The following is a 16,725-nucleotide window of genomic DNA, read 5'->3' on the forward strand; positions in this document are numbered from 1 at the left end:
CTACAGGGGTGCGCAGGCAGCTTCGAGCCACTCCCTCGCCGGACCATCCACGCGAGGTCCGATCGCGCGCAACGTAGCGTCATGATACTCATTGATCCAGACCCGTTCCGCCGGTGACAGCTGCGCGGGATCGATCAGCCGGCGGTCGAGTGGAACCCAGGTCAGGGTTTCGAAGGCCAGCATGTCGCGATCGTCCGCGCCGTCGAGTGCCGGGGCAGGGATCACGGCCAGAAGGTTCTCGATCCGGATGCCGAAGGCGCCTACGCGGTAGTATCCTGGCTCGTTCGACAGGATCATCCCCTCTTTCAGCGCCACATCCGACAGCCGCGATATGCGCTGCGGGCCTTCGTGCACGCTCAGATAGGCGCCGACGCCATGGCCCGTCCCGTGGTCGTAGTCGCGCCCCATCGTCCAGAGCGGGAACCGCGCCAGCGCATCGAGATGCGCCCCGCCCACGCCGCGCGGGAACCGGGCCCGGCTGATCGCGATCATGCCCTGCAAGACGGCTGTGTAGCTGGCCACGGCATCGGCCGGCGGCTCGCCGATCGCGATGGTGCGGGTGATGTCGGTCGTGCCATCGAGGTATTGCCCGCCCGAATCCACCAGAAGCAATTCGCCCGGGCTGACCGCACGGTCGCTGTCTTCGTTGACGCGGTAATGCACGATCGCCCCGTTTGGCCCTGCGCCCGCGATCGTCTCGAAACTGATATCGAGAAGCGCGTTCGTCGCGCGGCGGAACCCTTCGAGCGCGGTGACCGCGCCGATCTCGGTCACGCCGCCCTTCGGCGCCTCGGCATCGAGCCATGCGAGGAAATTGACCATCGCCGCCCCGTCGCGCAGATGCGCGGCGCGGGTGCCGTCAAGCTCTGCCTTGGTCTTGCAGGCCTTTGGCAGGAGGCAGGGATCGTCGCCCCAGACTGGTGTTGCGGCCGAGGCCTCGAGCGCCAGCGCAATCTCGTGCGGTGCCGATTTCGGATCGCAGCGCACCTTGCCCGACAGCGCGCGCACATCGTCATCGAACATTCCCTCCGGCAGGACGGTCACGCCGTCGCCCAGCAGTGTTTCGATCTCCTTGTGGGCGCGGCCATCGCGGCGATAAAGCCGGACAGAGCCATCGGCCGACAGGATCGCAAACGCCTGAAAGACGGGGTTACGCGGGATATCCGTGCCGCGCAGGTTCAGGAGCCAGCAGATCGAATCCGGCAACGTCAGGATCGCATGATCCTCGCCCACCTCTGCCAGTGCCTTGCCGATCCGGGCCCGTTTATCCGCCTGCGGCTCCCCGGCCAGGTCGTCGGGATAGGCCGTCACCGGTTCTTCGGGCGGCGCGGGTCGGTCGGGCCAGATCCGGTCGATGAACGGGCCATCGTGGCGGGCCATCGTGATGCCCGTGCCCTGCAGTTCGGCTTCGAGCTTGTCGATCTCGGCGCGGGTATGGAGCCAGGGGTTGAACCCCACCTTGCCGCCCGAGGGCAGGGCCTCGCGCAGCCAATCCCAAAGCTTGGTTTCGGGCCAGTGAACCGGGGTGAAATGGTCCGTATCGACCTGCGCGCGGACCTGAACCCTGTAGCGCCCGTCGATGAACACGCCCGCGCGTCTGGCGGTGACGGCACAGAAGCCGGCCGAGCCGGTGAACCCGGTCAGCCAGCCCAGAACCTCGTCATGCGGGGCGACATATTCGCCCTGATGGGCATCAGCCCGCGGCACGAGATAGGCATCAAGCCCATCCTCGGCCATGATCTGGCGCAGCGCCGACAGGCGCGGCGGCCCGTTTTCGGGCCGGGTGGCCACCTCGAATGTCTGGAACATAGCAGTCCTCCGGTCGTTTGGCCGGACCATGCCGCCAAACGACCGGGATGACCAGTGGCCTAGCTGCGCCGCGTCTCGGGATGCAGGGACGAGGCCAGTATGTGATCGGCCTCGCGGACCACGTGGCTTGCCTGTCGCACGATCTTGGGGTCGGGCGGCGTGGCGACGGTGTCGTCCTTGCCCGGATAGTCCAGCGTGGCCAGGAAATGCTTCATGCAGTTCAGCCGGGCGCGCTTCTTGTCGTTCGACAGGATCACCGTCCAGGGCGCATCGGCGGTATCGGTGTAGAAGAACATCGCCTCCTTGGCCTCGGTGTAATCATCCCATTTGTCGAGGCTGGCGCGGTCGACGGGGCTGAGCTTCCATTGCTTGAGAGGGTCGGTCTCGCGCGACTTGAACCGGCGCAGCTGTTCCTCTTGCGTGACCGAAAACCAGTATTTGTAAAGCCGGATGCCCGACCGGGTCAGCATGCGTTCGAATTCCGGTGTCTGACGCATGAATTCAAGGTATTCGGTGGGTTCGCAGAACGACATCACCCGTTCGACGCCGGCGCGGTTGTACCACGACCTGTCGTACAGGACGATTTCGCCCGAGGTCGGCAGGTGCTTGATATAGCGCTGGAAAAACCACTGCCCCTTTTCCTCTTCGGTAGGCTTGTTCAGCGCCACGACCCGCGCGGTCCGGGGGTTCAGATGTTCGGTGAAGCGTTTGATGGTGCCGCCCTTGCCGGCTGCATCGCGCCCTTCAAAGATCATCACGACCTTTTGCCCGGTCTCCTGGATCCAGAGCTGTGCCTTCAGCAGTTCCACCTGCAACGCGGCCTTCTCGGCCTCGTATTCCGAACGCCCCAGCTTTTCGGGATAGGGGTAGGCGCCGGACTCGAACCCGCTGACAGCGGAGTCCGATGCCTTCGGCGTCTGAGGGATCGTCGATCCGTCGGCGGGCTTCGCGGGCGGCGTCTTTGCGGCGGATTGGGTCGCGGCGTCTCTGGGCATGGTGTCTCCATTCCTTGTCCTGGGCTGGTTGGATCCTAATCCCTGCCGCACGGTTGCGCCTTGATTGAGGTCAAACAGCCCCGAACTTGCCCGTCTCGCTGATCTTCGACATTCTGATCGGGCGGAGGTGTGATTTCCATCGACGACCCGGAATGAGGGGCAGGATGCTCGAATTCGATGCGGCGACCACTGAAATACTCGAGCGGGCCTATCAGGGGGCTGATTTCGCGCGCAGGCGCAGGGCCTCGTTCGATGCGCTGGCGCCGGGGCCAAGTGACCACATCCTCGATATCGGCTGCGGCAACGGGCTGATGACCGCCGAGCTGGCCCTTGCCGTCGGGTCAGACGGGCAGGTGAGCGGGATCGATTCCAGCGCCCAGATGCTGGAGGCGGCACGCGCGCGTGTCTCGGGCATGCCATGGGTCACGTTTCACGAGGCACAGGCCGGGGCGCTGCCCTTGCTGGATCAGAGCGCGGATGGCGCGGTGGCGCTTCAGGTTTTTGAATACATCGCCGATATCGGTCCCGCGCTGGCCGAGGCGGCCCGGGTCCTGCGGCCGGGCGCCCGTCTGGTGATCGGGGACATGCTGTTCTCGACCTTGCATTGGGCCAGCGATGATCCGGGCCTGATGGAAAGGATGGACAGATCCTGGGCAAGCCATGTGGCACACAGGGATCTGCCGGCGCTGTTGCCGCCCGCCATGGCGGAGGCCGGTTTCGCGGTCGAGGATGTCCGGCCGCTGACCTTTCTCGATCACCGGCTCCGCCCCGACGGCCTCGCCGCGATGATGCTGATCCTGATGGAGCGGTTCGCAGTCACCAATCGCCACGTCACCCCCGAGGAGGCGCGCGTCTGGTCAGAAGAACAGATCGCGCGTGCCGCATCGGGGCGCTTTCACTTTGCGCTGACGCATGTGGTCACGACCGGGCGGCGGCTCTGAGATCGCCTATCGGGACTTGTTGATGCCCAGAACACGGGCGCGGGCGCGCGGGTCGCTGTCGAACAGGCCTGCCAGCTGTTCGGTCATCGCGCCGGCCAGTTGTTCCACATCGGTGATCGTAACAGCCCGATCGTAATATCGGGTCACATCATGGCCGATGCCGATCGCGATCAGTTCGACGGCACGGCGTTTCTCGACCATGGCGATCACATCGCGCAGGTGCTTTTCAAGGTAATTGGCGGGGTTCACGCTGAGGGTGGAATCGTCGACGGGCGCCCCGTCGGAAATCACCATCAGGATTTTGCGCGCTTCGGGCCGCATCAGCATCCGGCGATGTGCCCATTCGAGCGCCTCGCCATCGATGTTTTCCTTCAGAAGCCCTTCTTTCATCATCAGTCCGAGATTCTGTCGCGCGCGGCGCCACGGCGAATCCGCCCCTTTGTAGATGATGTGGCGCAGGTCGTTGAGCCGCCCAGGGCTGGCCTGGCGCCCGTCGGCAAGCCACTTCTCGCGGCTAAGCCCGCCCTTCCACGCGCGCGTGGTAAAGCCAAGGATCTCGACCTTGACCTGGCAGCGTTCCAGCGTGCGCGCGAGCACATCGGCACAGATCGCCGCGATCGAGATGGGCCGCCCGCGCATGGAGCCGGAATTGTCCAGAAGCAGCGTCACGCAGGTGTCGCGGAATTCGGTGTCCTTCTCGATCTTGAAGGACAAGGGCGTCGTGGGGTTGGCCACGACGCGGGCCAGCCGGCCGGCATCGAGGATGCCTTCCTCGCGGTCGAATTCCCAGCTCCGGTTCTGCTGGGCCTGAAGCCTGCGCTGCAGCTTGTTTGCCAGTCGGCCAACGGCACCCTTGAGGGGGTCGAGTTGCTGATCGAGATAGGCGCGCAGCCGTTCCAGCTCGGCCGGCTCGGCCAGCTCTTCAGCGCCGATCTCCTCGTCGAAATCGGTCAGGTAGACCTTGTAGTTCGGATCGGCATCCGAGATCGGCTGCGGGGCAGGGGGCTCCTGCGGGGCCTCCCCCTCGGGCATCTCGGTTTCTTCGGCATCCTCGGCATTGGCCTCGTCATCCATGCTGAGTTGCGCCTCGGAGGCATCCTGCTGCTGCTCCTGGCTTTGCTCGGGGCTGGCCTCGGCCTGATCGTCGTCGGACTGGTCCTCGCCGGTCGAGTCCGGTTCCTCCTGATCGTCCGAGCCCTCCTCGGCCTGATCGTCCATGTCGTCGTCTTCGGTGTCGGGATCGTCGCCCAGCTGATCGCCGTATCCCATGTCGCGGATCATTTCGCGGGCAAACCGCGCGAAGGCGGCCTGATCGGACAGCGTATCCTGCAACTGGTCGAGCCGCTCGCCGCAATGATCCTCGATGAAACCGCGCCAAAGCTCCATCACGTTGTCTGCGCCCTTGGGCATATCCCGACCGGTGGCGAGGTGGCGGATCAGGTAGCCCGCCGCGACGCTCAACGGGGCGTCCGAGGCCTCGCGGACCTGATCATATCCCTTGCGCAGGGCCTCTGCGCCGATCTTGGCGTCGATATTGCCGGCGGTGCCGGGCATATGCCGCGCGCCCATCGCCTCGACCCGGGCCGATTCCATCGCGTCATAAAGATCGCGCGCCATCTGCCCTTGCGGCATATAGCGGTTTGCGATGCCCGCATCGTGGAACTTGTGGCGCAGGGCGTAGGCATCCGCCGTCCCCCGTGCGAGCAGGACTTCGTCCCGGGTCATGCGTCGGCTGATCTGCGGCAGGCGGACGGTATCGTTCGTCAGGCCCGGTGGATCGACGCTGTAGGCGACGGTCAGCTCGGGGTCGTCGGCCATGACCTTCGTGGCCTCGGCCAATGCCTTCTTGAACGGATCTGCTGGGTTGTCGGACGGCTTGTTCATGTAGCCGGTAAAGCACTCCGCGCGGATCGAGACAAGTCGCCACTTTCGTCGCAGTCACCAAGGATACGGTTGCGCCAGAATGCCATCGTGAGCCGTTGCAGAACGTCCTGCCGCCGGGCGGGATCGGTGAAATGCTTGAGCAGCGTAGATCGCGCATAGGACAATGCCGGTGCCGACAGAGCGGCTTCGGTCCAGTCATCGACAAAAAGGACCGGGAATTCGCGATAGGCGTCTGTGGCAGGGGACCGGCGAATGATCGGAATGCGGCCATGCAGCAGCGTCTGCCATGCTTTCGGCGACGGATCGAGGCCGCCGCCCTCGACGCAGATCACGAAGGAATGCTCCATCGTCGCGTCAAAGAACTCGGCTTCTGTCAGTTCGGTACCCGGGGATGTGCAGAAGCCTGACCAAGGGCCTTCGACCAGTGCCGAGACCTTTTCGCGCCGCAACCACTGGTCGCCTTTCCGGATCCTGTGACCGCAAAACGCGGTGGCGGGGCAGCTCTCGATCCCGCGATCGGTTCGCGCGGTCCGTACATCGGACAGGCTCCGCTCGTCCGCGTTCTCGGGGAACACGATGCCAAGCGGGATCGGCGTGACCCGCGCAAGGCCGGCGGTATCGAGATTTTCGACGAAGATTTCGCGCACGGCCGGAGACGACAGGATCTCGATGATATCCTGACGAATCGACATCGGATAAAACGGCCGTCGCCGATCCATCTGGACGGGAAAGGTCCAGTCCTCGGACGCGAGGATAAGGGTGACCGACCGCCGGGCGCGCATTGGCGCAAGCAATTGCCTCAGGGTCGGCAGGACGGCTTCGGCGTTTCTCATGGAGACGAAGATATGCCTTGGCGAGGCGTCGCCGGCTTGCTTGACCAGATGGGTGTGCGGTGCGGTACGATCCGACAGCAGAACCCAGTCGCAATAGCGCGCGATGCCCGTGATCTGGTATCTGTCCGCACCAAGGCCCTTGGGGAAGAGCCGGGTGGACAGAACCTCGTTCGACCAGACGCTCGAGTATTCGTCTTTCATGCCCGACGCCCGATGATCTGGCGTGCAATCTCCCGGCGCACCTGCGCGTTTGCGCAACAGTGGCGACCAAGCCTCTTCGTCCAAGCAAAATACATGCCGGGGCCCCTCCTCCCAGTTGTCAGAAACCTTTCAACCATTAACCGGCGCAAACGCCGGGCCGAAAATGACCCGGGTCAGCGCTCTGACACTGCGGTGAAGGCTTGCGCCAATGGTCCGCCCCCTACCTTGGAAAAGACAACCAGCCAACGTCCCCACGTGGCCAGCAACTCGTCAAACCTCCGAACAGGAGAAGTGTGTACCAAGGTATCCCCATAAGATCTTGGTTTTGAACCTCGTTCAAGGAAAAATGGAAAACCTGTCCAATTGTATAGGCGTGGTGTATCCCGGCCTGAAACATCCGGTAAGAACGGGGCGCGATGTTTCCGTCTGCGGGTCGAATGACGCGTGGATGATGCTCGATCCGAAGGGCGTCTGTTCAGCTCAGCAGCATGGCGGTGCAGACCCGGACATGGGCCTCGGCGGTGCGCGTGGCCCAGGCCCTGTCGGCGGGATCGTCGCCGAAGGTTGCCCGACGCAAGAGCGCCGCATGCGCAGCCTTGGCCTCGATCCGAAGGTTCAGAAGCGCCGCTTCGGCTTCCGGCCCAGAGATGGCTGCAAGAACATCGAGCAGATGGGCACGATGCCGTTCCGTCGCTTCGGCCGCATCGGATTGCATCAGCCATTCATGCGCCATCTGCGCCGAAAGGCGGCCGGCACAAGAGGCAATATGCCTTGGCCCAAGCGGATCGTCGAAGCCCGATGCCATGAGCCCCTTCGACATGAACAGGATCAGACCTGCCACCGCAATTGTTCGTATTCCGCCCATAAATCAAGCATGGACCGGAGAAAATCGCCAATCAATAAGGCGATTTGAAAAGTATTACGAATGTGTCCGGGCTGACATTCCTTGGGTCTGACGTTACACGGCGCGCCACAGGGGCCATGGCCCGGAGCGACACCATCGGAAATCTGATCCGAAGTTGACCGAAGTCAGCCGGCTTTCCCGGACGAGGGCGGAGCCAGAACTCTGGACGTTCAACACGGTAGTACCGACGGCATTTGGTGCCGCCTAGGTCCGATCCATCCTGTGGAATAGCTGCCCCCGTCAGCAGGCCCGCACAGCAGTGCGCTTAGCGGACGCTCATGCTGGCGGCGCTTTCAGGCAGTTCCTCGTCAAAGCAGCGCTGGTAGAATTCGGCCACGGTCTGCCGCTCCAGTTCATCGCATTTGTTGAGGAAGGACAGCCGGAAAGCATAGCCGATATCGCGGAAGATCTCGGCGTTCTGGGCCCAGTTGATCACAGTCCGCGGGCTCATGACCGTGGAGAGATCCCCGTTCATGAAGGCTGTGCGCGTCAGATCGGCCACGGTCACCATCTGGGCGATGTCGCGGCGGCCCTTTTCGGTGTTGTAATGCGGCGTCTTCGACAGAACGATCGCGGTCTCCGCGTCATGGCTGAGGTAATTCAGCGTGGCGACAAGCGACCAGCGGTCCATCTGTGCCTGGTTGATCTGCTGGGTCCCGTGGTAGAGCCCGGTCGTATCGCCCAGACCCACTGTGTTCGCCGTCGCGAACAGCCGGAAGAACGGGTTCGGTGTGATGATCTCGTTCTGATCCATCAGCGTCAGCTTACCGTCATGTTCCAGAACCCGCTGGATCACGAACATCACGTCCGCGCGGCCCGCGTCATATTCGTCGAACACGATTGCAACGGGGTTGCGCAGAGCCCAGGGCAGGATGCCCTCGTGAAATTCCGTGACCTGCTTGCCATCGCGCAGCTTGATCGCGTCTTTCCCGATCAGGTCGATCCGGGAGATATGGCTGTCGAGGTTCACCCGGACGGTGGGCCAGTTCAGGCGCGCCGCGACCTGTTCGATATGGGTCGATTTGCCCGTCCCGTGGTAGCCCTGGATCATCACGCGGCGGTTGTGGGAAAAGCCCGCAAGGATCGCCAGTGTCGTGTCGGGATCGAACTTGTAGGTCGTGTCAAGCTCCGGAACCCTGTCGGATCCTTCGGCAAAACCCTTAACGGTCATGTCGGTGTCGATGCCAAACACATCACGGACCGAAACGGTCTCGGTCGGTTTCGCGTTCATGTCCGTGGTCCCGTCAGCCATCTCAGGCGCCTTTCCGATGCTTCCTCGCGTGCCTTGCGGGGATGCAACATATCTCGGGTGGCTGCAAGGGGAAGGGGTCAGAAGCCAAGCTTCTTGCGTCCGATCAGCCGAAGTGTCAGGGCCCGGCCCATCTTGAGCGGCGGATAAATCACCCGCGCCAGCCGGGGAGAGCGGAACAGCAAGCGCACGAGACGATTGAAGATGCCGGAGCGTGTGGTCAGCGACGCCAAGAGCGTCATCGCCTCATCCCCGTGATAGATACGGTCGTCCATGATGACCGCCATCCCGTCGTCGAGGCTGTAACCGGCAGCAAGTACCCGGCGCACCGCGCCGCTCATGCCGCGGGCATCCACAAGCCGAACCTCCCCGGCAGCCTCGCGCAGGCGCGTCATCCGCACGAAGGCAGAGCAGAAAGGGCATTCGCCGTCATAGATGACGGTGATGGAATCGGAGGAGATCTCAGTATCTTTCATGAGCCTTACATAAGACGATTTGTCTCCTTTGCACGATAAACCCTTTGCGTAATTTGCCCGGATATACCGTGGGTTTATTGCAGCAGACTGCACGAAACGGGCAGGGAAGGGACAACAGAGACGTATGGGGGCATGGCATGACCGTGACGAGAAACATCCTCGGCAGTGGGGGGCGTATTGCAGACCGGATCGAGGCACTGCGTGCGCATTTGTCCGCCCCGGTGTCGATCCAGTCGCTGGTGGTGCTGCGTATCCTGTTCGGAGGAATCCTTCTTTGGGATTGCTGGCGCTACATCAAGTACACCCGGATCGAGCGCTACTATGTGATCCCCGAGGTCAACTTTCCCTATTTCGGACTGTCCTTCATCCAGCCTCTTCCAGAGCCGTGGATTCACATCCTGTGGCTGGGCGTCGGACTGACAGCGGCGCTGATCATGCTGGGCCTGTTCTACCGGGTGGCCACGATCGGCTTCCTGGTGATCTTTGGTTATTTCTTCCTCTTGGATAAGACCCAGTATCTGAACCACAATTACATGGTTCTTCTTTACGCGTTCCTGCTGGCCATGGCGCCTGCGAACCGGGCCTTTTCCCTCGATGCGTGGCTGGGTCTGACGGAACGGTCGCTTGTGATCCCGCGCTGGCCTGTATCCGCGATCAAGCTTCAGACCGAGATCATCCTGATCTATGCCGGTATCGTGAAGATCACCGACGACTGGCTCCGGGGGGAACCGCTCCGGATGTGGATGCATGCCCGGATCGATGACGTCTGGATTGCACCGATCTTTCAGTATGATGCGATCCTGCTGGCGGCGGCATGGGGCACGGTTGCGCTGCATATCCTTGGCGCACCGCTATTGCTGTGGAAACGGACGCGGTTGCCGATCTTCGTGATCTATTGCTGCTTTCACGTTTCGAATTCGGCCTTCTTCAATATCGGCATCTTCCCCTGGCTGACGATCGCCGTCACCACGATCTTCTTCGCGCCGGATTGGCCCCAGAGATTGCTGCGTCGCGGCCTGAGCCTTGTCGAAGAACTGCCTGCGCCGCCGCGTGCCAACGGCGTTGCGGCGCCGCGCGTCGTGTCGAACACCCTGATGCTGGTTCTCGCGGCTTGGTTCGCGGTTCAGATCGCGGTCCCGCAGCGGCAGCTGTTCTTTCCCAACCTTGTCGGCTGGACGGGCGACGGACACCGTTTCTCCTGGCGGATGCGAATCTATGATCGCGATGCCGAGGGGCATTTCCGGGTCGTCGCGGCCGATGGCAACTACTGGCTCGTCGATCCGAGGCATTTCCTGACGCGACGGCAGGCGCGCGCTGTCCTGACCCGAACCGACCTGATCCATGAATTCGCCGGCTGGCTCGAGACGCGCTGGGCCGAAGACGGGCACGGCGACGTGGCGGTCTATGCCGAAATCCAGAAATCACTCAACGGTCGCCCGGAACAGCTCTATATCGATCCGCAGGTCGATCTGACGTCGGTGTCTTACAATGCCTTCGGGCCTGACCCCTGGGTTCTGCCGATAGAATCCCGCGCCGCCGAGGAGATCATGCCGGCCTGGTGGCCACCGCTGCCCTTGCAGAAACCGTCCGCGAATTCGCCTGCGGCCACCGCGGGTTTGGAACAGGATCCGGGACAATCCATGGTCGCGACCTCGGATTGATCAGAATAAACAAAGGTCCGAACCGTTCTTTCCGTGCCTATGCCACAATCTCACCGTGGCTGCATGAGACAAGCTCCGGAATTGTTTCTTGGAGTGTCACATGGGCGGTATGCTCGCGCGGGATCCTTTCCTGTCCAGAGGTGAAGCCAGACTGGTTTTGGGCTGCGTGTTCACCGCGCTCTTCGGGGCGGCGCTGGCGTTCGTCGTCGTTCTGCGTCTGGATTCGGGCGCCGTCTTCAACCGGGCGATGACCACCTATGAATACTGGATCGTGACCTCGGGCTTCATCGGCGGCGGAGTGTCCGTCTATCTGAGCCGTCATGCGCTGGGTCACAGCGGATTTGCGATCACCCTGCGGGGAATGGCGTCGACCACCTTCCTTGCGGCCCTGATCGCCGGCACGCTGGCCCTGCCGCTCTATGGCACGATGTTCGGGCCGTTCACGCTTGTTCTGATCTTTGCCGCCTCGCCCGTCGTCGCATTTCTGTGGTTCTGCAACCTGTTCGCGGTGCATGTGCTGGTTCGGGAATGGCAGCGTGAGCGCAATTCGATCTTCGGCGAAAAACTGCCCGAACCTCTGTTGCAAAAGGCGAGACGCATCTGGTCCCGCCTGTCGCTGGGAAACTGACCGGAGGCGGGCGACCCCCCCCGGTCTTTTCCGGTCAGCTGTCTTCGCGGAAGTTGCGGCTGCCCTTGACCTGATCCCAGGCCCAGACCACTTCGGCAAGCTGCTCTTCCTGGCTGCGGTCTCCGCCGTTCATGTCGGGGTGAAGAACCTTGATCAGTGATTTGTAGGCCTTGCGGATCTCGGTCTTGGTCCAGTGATCCTTGGCCTCGAGGATCTCGATTGCGCGGCGTTCGGTGGGCGGCAGACGACGCGTGCCGGTGACCGACTTGCCCGGATTGCGCGTCGCGTTCTCGCCAAGGACCTCGTGCGGATCGTTGACGCCCAGACGGGCCCAGGCGCGCTGTTCCTCGCTGCGTTTTCCGAAGGGCTTGGTCTCGCGCTCCCAGACGCGGTCCTTGTCCAGCTGTTCATTGAACTCCTGCTCGGAGGCGCCGTCGAAGAAGTTCCACTTCAGATTGTACTCCCGCACATGCTCTTTGCAGAACCAGTAATAGTCATCGAGGATATCGGGACTCTTGGGCGCGCGATACTGCCCGGCCTCCGAACAGCCCGGGTGATCGCATTCGCGCGTGGATGTTTCGAACGCCCCCGACATGCCGCGGCGGCCGCGGGGGTTCTTCTTCTTGGAGCTCGACACCGAGATGTCGAAGCCAAAGGGATCGGGTTTTGCCATCTGCCTCACCTTTCCGACTCGGACGCGTGAGTTTAAGGCAGGATGAGCAGGATTGAAGGGGGTAGATCGAAATAATGACACTTGAAGCGGAGATTCGCGATGCTCTGACCGGAGCATTCGCACCCACCTCTCTCGAGGTGATCAACGAAAGCCATCAACATGCGGGCCACGCAGGCGATGACGGGTCGGGCGAGAGCCATTGGCGCGTCGTCATCCGGTCCGATGCCTTCGAGGGACAAAGCCGGATCGCACGACACCGCGCGGTTCATGCCGCATTGGGCGAGGGGATCATGGGCCGGCTCCATGCGCTGGCCCTCGATATCGGAACCTGAGCCCGGCTCGCCCGGGGCGGGTGTTTCGAAAAGGCTGTGCGCCGTTCGGTGCACAGCCCGGTCACCCGATTTGTTCCGAAAAGGGGGCGCTGCCCCCTTGGCCGAAATCCGGTGGATTTCGGCGCAACCCCCGGAGTATTTCAGCCAACGCGAAAGGGATTATTCCGCCGCGACGCTTCTGTCCCGGGTCAGGGTCGCGGCCACGCGCGGATCGGGCGCACCGATCGAGGGGCTTGGCCCTTCGGGCGCATCGACCGACAAGGTCAGCGGCGTGACCGGTGCGGGCTCTTCGGTCCGGGCGACAGGCTCCGGCGCGGGCAGGGCGGCCGGTTCCGGCGTCTGGCCTGCCGCAGTCTCGGCCTCGACGGGCCGGCGAAACACCAGCATGTTCTGGAACACGGTTGTCCGGCCGGTCAGGCCCTGCCGTTCTTCGCAGGGAAGGCTGTCGGTGCGCTGGTATTCCCAGCCCTCGGCGGCAGCTTCGTTCATCAAGTGGCTCAGGGCATTGGCGAATTGTGCCTCGGTGCCTTTGATGCCCTTGCCCTTCTTGCCGCGTCTGGGCGCGGGCACGACCTTGTATTCGTAGCGCTGCATGGCGATTCCCCCCGGAACTGGCAGATCTAAGCCATTGTCATAGCAAGAGCGTGCGCCAAGTCCAAGCGCAACAAGGGAAAACGCAGGCTAGAGCCCCAGCTTGGCCGTCACCAGATCGTTGACAGCCTTGGGATTGGCCTTGCCGCCCGTGGCTTTCATCACCTGGCCCACGAACCAGCCGGCAAGTTTCGGGTTGGCTTTCGCCTTTTCGACCTGCGCCGGATTTGCGGCGATGATCTCGTCGACCGCGGCCTCGATCGCGCCGGTGTCGGTCACCTGCTTGAGACCTTCGGTTTCGACGATCTCTTCGGGGTCGCGGTCGGACGTATAGGCGATTTCAAAGACATCCTTGGCAATCTTGCCCGAGATGGCGTCCGATTTGATCAGCCGCACGATCTGTCCGATGCGTGGGGCCGAGATCGGGCTGTCCGAAATCGTCCTGTCGTCCTTCTTGAGGCGGCCGAACAGTTCGTTGATCACCCAGTTGGCGGCCAGCTTGCCATCGGTGCCCTCGGCCGCGGCCTCGAAGAAGGCGGCGTTGTCGACATCGGCCGTCAGCACGCTGGCATCGTAATCCGAGAGACCGAAGTCGCGGATGAACCGGGCCTTTTTCTCATCAGGCAGTTCCGGCAGGCCCGAAGCGATGTCATCGACCCAGTCCTGTTCGATCTCGAGCGGGAGCAGATCGGGGCAAGGGAAATAGCGGTAGTCATGCGCCTCTTCCTTGGAGCGCATGGACCGCGTTTCCACCTTGTCGGGATCGAAGAGTCGGGTCTCCTGAACCACGTCCTTGCCATCCTCGAGCAGGGCGATCTGACGGCGCGCCTCGTAATCGATGGCCATCTGGATGAACCGCATCGAGTTCATGTTCTTGATCTCGCAGCGCGTCCCGAGATGGGAGAAATCCTGCGTCTGCTGATATTTCTCGTAGTCGCCGGGGCGGCAGACAGACACGTTCACATCGGCCCGCAGGTTGCCATTCTGCATGTTGCCGTCGCAGGTGCCCAGATAGCGCATGATCTGGCGCAGCTTGCCGACGTAGGCCGCCGCCTCTTCGGGGCCGCGGATGTCGGGGCGGCTCACGATTTCCATCAGCGCCACGCCGGTGCGGTTGAGGTCTACGAACGACATGTGCGGGTCCATGTCATGGATCGACTTGCCGGCATCCTGTTCGAGGTGAATGCGTTCGATCCGCACAAGACGCGCCGTGCCATCGCCCATCTCGACCAGCACTTCGCCTTCGCCCACGATGGGGTGATAGAGCTGGCTGATCTGATAGCCCTGCGGAAGGTCGGGGTAGAAATAGTTCTTCCTGTCAAAGGCCGAGCGCAGGTTGATCTGCGCCTTGAGGCCGAGACCGGTGCGCACGGCCTGCGCCACGCAGCCTTCGTTGATCACGGGCAGCATGCCGGGCATGCCCGCGTCGATGAACGAGACGTTGGAATTGGGCTCCGCTCCGAACTGGGTCGAGGCGCCGGAGAACAGCTTGGCCGCTGTCGCGACCTGGGCGTGAACCTCGAGGCCGATCACGAGTTCCCAATCGCCGGTGGCGCCGGCGATGGTCTTGGGTTTGGGGGCGTCATAGGTCAGGTCAAGCATCTCGTGCGCTCCGTCGCGGCTGTCTGCGGTCTGTCTAGGGCCAAGGTGCGCGGGCTTCAAGTCGCGGGTTGCGGGGCAGTCCGGAGGGGCAGATATGCAAGCTGGTGCGCAACTGTCTGAAATCGCGTCTGAATGATTGCTTGCCCCTGCTGCATGCCATGGGGCAGTCTGTGCGCATGTCTGCCTTGGTGAGAATCCTGGGAGGGCTTCTGGCCCTCTGGTTCGGTTTTGGTGCGCCGGTTTCTGCGCAGCAGACCCCCTCCGACGTGCCGGGATCGGCAGTGTTCGAGGCGCTTCCCGCGCTTGCCGGCTACCGGCCCGTGGCGCGGCCGGCCCACATGGTGCGATATCCCGTCCCCGTGCAAACCGGTGCCCTCATCCGCCCGGTCGCGCGCGATCCCTATCTGCCAGAGGCCAGATGGGACGATCTGCACCACGGCCCGCTCTGGACCCGGGCGGCCATGTCGGCGCTGGAGGCGAATGCGCCGCGGATCACCGAGATCGTGCCGCGTGATATCCAGGCGTGGTGCCCCGGCTATGCCAGCAACCCGCCCGAACTGCGCCGTGCCTTCTGGGCCGGCATGATGTCGGCTCTCGCCTATTACGAGAGCACCCACAGGCCCGAGGCCGTGGGCGGCGGCAATCGCTGGTTCGGGCTGTTGCAGATCTATCCGCCCACCGCGCGTGGCTATGGCTGTCGGGCGCAATCGGGCTCGGCGCTGACCGATCCCGAGGACAACCTGTCTTGTGCCGCGCGGATCATGAATGTCACCGTCTCGCGTGATCGGGCCGTGGCCCTGCACGATGGTCGCTGGCGCGGCGTCGCTGCCGATTGGGGGCCGATGACCAACAGTGTCAAGCGGTCCGCCATGGCGGAATGGACCCGATCGCAAAGCTATTGTCAGCCGCAACCTGCCCTGATGCGCGCAATTCGCCCAATGGCGCGCCCTGTTACGCTGACCGCTACGATCAGCACGTCGGGTCGTCTGGCCCAGCCGCTAAGGCCGCAACCGCGCCCCCAGTGATCATGCCCCTTTTCAGGAGCGCAGAAGGGGGCGCGTTGTCCGCACGAGGCTGACCGTCGGCGCATCGACGCCACCCAGCGCCAGCGTGGCGCGGCGCAGCAGATCGATCCCGTCTTCAGAACTCGCGGGAAGGGAGGCGGGCGAAATCGCCTCACCCACCGAGACGACATAGGGCTGCTTGGACTTGTTCAGCGTCTCGTAGAACAGCGTGATGTCGCGCAGCGTCGGATGGATCAGGTCGAACAGGTAGAACAAGGCTGAGTTGCGCGCCCGCAGATTGACGGGAATGACCGGCAGATCGAACTTCTTCGCCAGCATCGCGGCCGAGGCCATCCACGGCCGTTCATAGAGCCGCAAGCCCTGACGCTTGGCCAGGCGGCCCGAGGGGAAGATCACGCCAATCCGGTTATCGTCGACGGCCTTGCGCGTGAAGGACATCGTCTCGCGGGTCTTGCCATGGCTGCGCTTGTCTTTCCGCCATTCGACCGGGGCGATCATCTCGTCGAGTTGCGGCATGACCCGCAGGATGTCGCGGTTCGCATAGAAGTAGAGGTCGGGCCGGATCGGTGCGATCAGATGCCACAGGATGATCCCGTCGGCGATGCCGGTGGGATGATTGCATACGATCATCGCAGGCCCGTGCCGGGGAATGTTCGACAGGCCCGAAACCGTCACTTCGCGGGCCAGCATCCGACCCATGTGATCCATGATTTCCGATGCTTCGGACTGCTCGAGCGACTCGGCAATGCGGATCGTCTTGTCGTAGGACAGCGTCCGGTCCAGAAGCCTGCGGATAGCCTGAATATGGGGCTTCTCAGCGAAGAGCCACGGCGCGCGTTCGGCAATAAGCGGATCGAAACGGTCTTTCATGGCCCACCAGAAACATGATCAGGTCAATGTAATGTGACAATGCCCTTTTTG

16 protein-coding genes are annotated in these 16,725 nt (G+C 63.0%); 5 read left to right on the plus strand and 11 right to left on the minus strand.

Going from position 1 to position 16,725, the window contains the following annotated elements:
* Together EP376_RS01830 and ppk2 are read right to left on the minus strand one after the other, a co-directional pair.
* A complete protein-coding gene (locus tag EP376_RS01830) occupies window positions 1-1,809 on the minus strand; it encodes an aminopeptidase P family protein (RefSeq protein WP_127653825.1) in 1,809 nt (602 codons plus the stop codon).
* A gap of 59 nt (window positions 1,810-1,868) precedes the next feature.
* The gene (gene ppk2 / locus EP376_RS01835; protein WP_127653826.1) at window positions 1,869-2,804 is read right to left on the minus strand and encodes a polyphosphate kinase 2; all 936 of its coding nucleotides are present in this window, start codon (window positions 2,802-2,804) and stop codon (window positions 1,869-1,871) included.
* 164 nt (window positions 2,805-2,968) lie between these two features.
* Here ppk2 and EP376_RS01840 point away from each other — a divergent pair, with 164 nt between their 5' ends.
* The gene (locus EP376_RS01840) at window positions 2,969-3,745 is read left to right on the plus strand and encodes a methyltransferase domain-containing protein (protein WP_127653827.1); all 777 of its coding nucleotides are present in this window, start codon (window positions 2,969-2,971) and stop codon (window positions 3,743-3,745) included.
* 6 nt (window positions 3,746-3,751) lie between these two features.
* Here the strand turns inward: EP376_RS01840 and cobT are convergent, their stop codons facing one another.
* From cobT to EP376_RS01865, 5 genes are all read right to left on the minus strand, one after another.
* Window positions 3,752-5,629 (minus strand): cobaltochelatase subunit CobT, encoded by a 1,878-nt coding sequence (gene cobT / locus EP376_RS01845; RefSeq protein ID WP_127653828.1) that lies wholly within the window; start codon window positions 5,627-5,629, stop codon window positions 3,752-3,754.
* On the minus strand, window positions 5,626-6,663 hold the full coding sequence (locus EP376_RS01850) for a hypothetical protein (protein ID WP_127653829.1): 1,038 nt from the start codon (window positions 6,661-6,663) through the stop codon (window positions 5,626-5,628). The genes cobT and EP376_RS01850 overlap by 4 nt, the downstream gene beginning before the upstream one ends.
* Before the next feature lie 475 nt (window positions 6,664-7,138).
* Entirely contained in the window at window positions 7,139-7,504 is a 366-nt protein-coding gene (locus tag EP376_RS01855) for a hypothetical protein (RefSeq protein ID WP_127653830.1), read from the minus strand.
* A gap of 328 nt (window positions 7,505-7,832) precedes the next feature.
* Window positions 7,833-8,819: a cobaltochelatase subunit CobS gene (cobS, locus tag EP376_RS01860; protein WP_127653831.1), complete on the minus strand. Its 987-nt coding sequence runs from the start codon at window positions 8,817-8,819 to the stop codon at window positions 7,833-7,835.
* 77 nt (window positions 8,820-8,896) lie between these two features.
* Window positions 8,897-9,292, minus strand: coding sequence for a thiol-disulfide oxidoreductase DCC family protein (locus EP376_RS01865; protein ID WP_127653832.1), 396 nt, complete (start codon window positions 9,290-9,292; stop codon window positions 8,897-8,899).
* A 137-nt stretch (window positions 9,293-9,429) separates the two neighbouring features.
* On the opposite strand from EP376_RS01865, the gene EP376_RS01870 reads away from it, so the two are divergent.
* Together EP376_RS01870 and EP376_RS01875 are read left to right on the plus strand one after the other, a co-directional pair.
* Window positions 9,430-10,953, plus strand: coding sequence for an HTTM domain-containing protein (locus EP376_RS01870; protein ID WP_127653833.1), 1,524 nt, complete (start codon window positions 9,430-9,432; stop codon window positions 10,951-10,953).
* Window positions 10,954-11,053: 100 nt separating this feature from the next.
* Complete coding sequence (locus tag EP376_RS01875) at window positions 11,054-11,581, plus strand: hypothetical protein (RefSeq protein WP_127653834.1); 528 nt, start codon at window positions 11,054-11,056, stop codon at window positions 11,579-11,581.
* A 34-nt stretch (window positions 11,582-11,615) separates the two neighbouring features.
* Here EP376_RS01875 and EP376_RS01880 read toward each other — a convergent pair whose 3' ends face one another.
* Window positions 11,616-12,254, minus strand: a complete 639-nt coding sequence (locus EP376_RS01880; RefSeq protein ID WP_127653835.1) for a J domain-containing protein — start codon at window positions 12,252-12,254, stop codon at window positions 11,616-11,618.
* A 74-nt stretch (window positions 12,255-12,328) separates the two neighbouring features.
* Here EP376_RS01880 and EP376_RS01885 point away from each other — a divergent pair, with 74 nt between their 5' ends.
* On the plus strand, window positions 12,329-12,586 hold the full coding sequence (locus tag EP376_RS01885; RefSeq protein WP_127653836.1) for a BolA family protein: 258 nt from the start codon (window positions 12,329-12,331) through the stop codon (window positions 12,584-12,586).
* A 159-nt stretch (window positions 12,587-12,745) separates the two neighbouring features.
* On the opposite strand, the gene EP376_RS01890 is transcribed toward EP376_RS01885, so the two are convergent.
* Together EP376_RS01890 and gatB are read right to left on the minus strand one after the other, a co-directional pair.
* Complete coding sequence (locus tag EP376_RS01890) at window positions 12,746-13,180, minus strand: DUF4177 domain-containing protein (protein ID WP_127653837.1); 435 nt, start codon at window positions 13,178-13,180, stop codon at window positions 12,746-12,748.
* Window positions 13,181-13,267: 87 nt separating this feature from the next.
* A complete protein-coding gene (gene gatB / locus EP376_RS01895) occupies window positions 13,268-14,779 on the minus strand; it encodes an Asp-tRNA(Asn)/Glu-tRNA(Gln) amidotransferase subunit GatB (RefSeq protein WP_127653838.1) in 1,512 nt (503 codons plus the stop codon).
* 188 nt (window positions 14,780-14,967) lie between these two features.
* Between gatB and EP376_RS01900 the strand changes: the two genes are divergently transcribed.
* Window positions 14,968-15,804: a transglycosylase SLT domain-containing protein gene (locus EP376_RS01900; protein WP_240652424.1), complete on the plus strand. Its 837-nt coding sequence runs from the start codon at window positions 14,968-14,970 to the stop codon at window positions 15,802-15,804.
* A 12-nt stretch (window positions 15,805-15,816) separates the two neighbouring features.
* Here EP376_RS01900 and EP376_RS01905 read toward each other — a convergent pair whose 3' ends face one another.
* Window positions 15,817-16,674 (minus strand): 1-acyl-sn-glycerol-3-phosphate acyltransferase, encoded by an 858-nt coding sequence (locus EP376_RS01905; protein ID WP_127653840.1) that lies wholly within the window; start codon window positions 16,672-16,674, stop codon window positions 15,817-15,819.
* Window positions 16,675-16,725 lie beyond the last annotated feature (51 nt).

It is taken from the genome of Alexandriicola marinus (assembly GCF_004000435.1).
GTDB lineage: Bacteria > Pseudomonadota > Alphaproteobacteria > Rhodobacterales > Rhodobacteraceae > Alexandriicola > Alexandriicola marinus.

What these genes read in the sequence shown, in the direction of transcription:
- EP376_RS01830 (WP_127653825.1), bottom strand. Translation starts at nt 1,809, where the DNA reads ATGTTCCAGACATTCGAGGTGGCCACCCGGCCCGAAAACGGGCCGCCG.
- ppk2 (WP_127653826.1), bottom strand. Translation starts at nt 2,804, where the DNA reads ATGCCCAGAGACGCCGCGACCCAATCCGCCGCAAAGACGCCGCCCGCG.
- EP376_RS01840 (WP_127653827.1), top strand. Translation starts at nt 2,969, where the DNA reads ATGCTCGAATTCGATGCGGCGACCACTGAAATACTCGAGCGGGCCTAT.
- cobT (WP_127653828.1), bottom strand. Translation starts at nt 5,629, where the DNA reads ATGAACAAGCCGTCCGACAACCCAGCAGATCCGTTCAAGAAGGCATTG.
- EP376_RS01850 (WP_127653829.1), bottom strand. Translation starts at nt 6,663, where the DNA reads ATGAAAGACGAATACTCGAGCGTCTGGTCGAACGAGGTTCTGTCCACC.
- cobS (WP_127653831.1), bottom strand. Translation starts at nt 8,819, where the DNA reads ATGGCTGACGGGACCACGGACATGAACGCGAAACCGACCGAGACCGTT.
- EP376_RS01865 (WP_127653832.1), bottom strand. Translation starts at nt 9,292, where the DNA reads ATGAAAGATACTGAGATCTCCTCCGATTCCATCACCGTCATCTATGAC.
- EP376_RS01870 (WP_127653833.1), top strand. Translation starts at nt 9,430, where the DNA reads ATGACCGTGACGAGAAACATCCTCGGCAGTGGGGGGCGTATTGCAGAC.
- EP376_RS01875 (WP_127653834.1), top strand. Translation starts at nt 11,054, where the DNA reads ATGGGCGGTATGCTCGCGCGGGATCCTTTCCTGTCCAGAGGTGAAGCC.
- EP376_RS01880 (WP_127653835.1), bottom strand. Translation starts at nt 12,254, where the DNA reads ATGGCAAAACCCGATCCCTTTGGCTTCGACATCTCGGTGTCGAGCTCC.
- EP376_RS01885 (WP_127653836.1), top strand. Translation starts at nt 12,329, where the DNA reads ATGACACTTGAAGCGGAGATTCGCGATGCTCTGACCGGAGCATTCGCA.
- EP376_RS01890 (WP_127653837.1), bottom strand. Translation starts at nt 13,180, where the DNA reads ATGCAGCGCTACGAATACAAGGTCGTGCCCGCGCCCAGACGCGGCAAG.
- gatB (WP_127653838.1), bottom strand. Translation starts at nt 14,779, where the DNA reads ATGCTTGACCTGACCTATGACGCCCCCAAACCCAAGACCATCGCCGGC.
- EP376_RS01905 (WP_127653840.1), bottom strand. Translation starts at nt 16,674, where the DNA reads ATGAAAGACCGTTTCGATCCGCTTATTGCCGAACGCGCGCCGTGGCTC.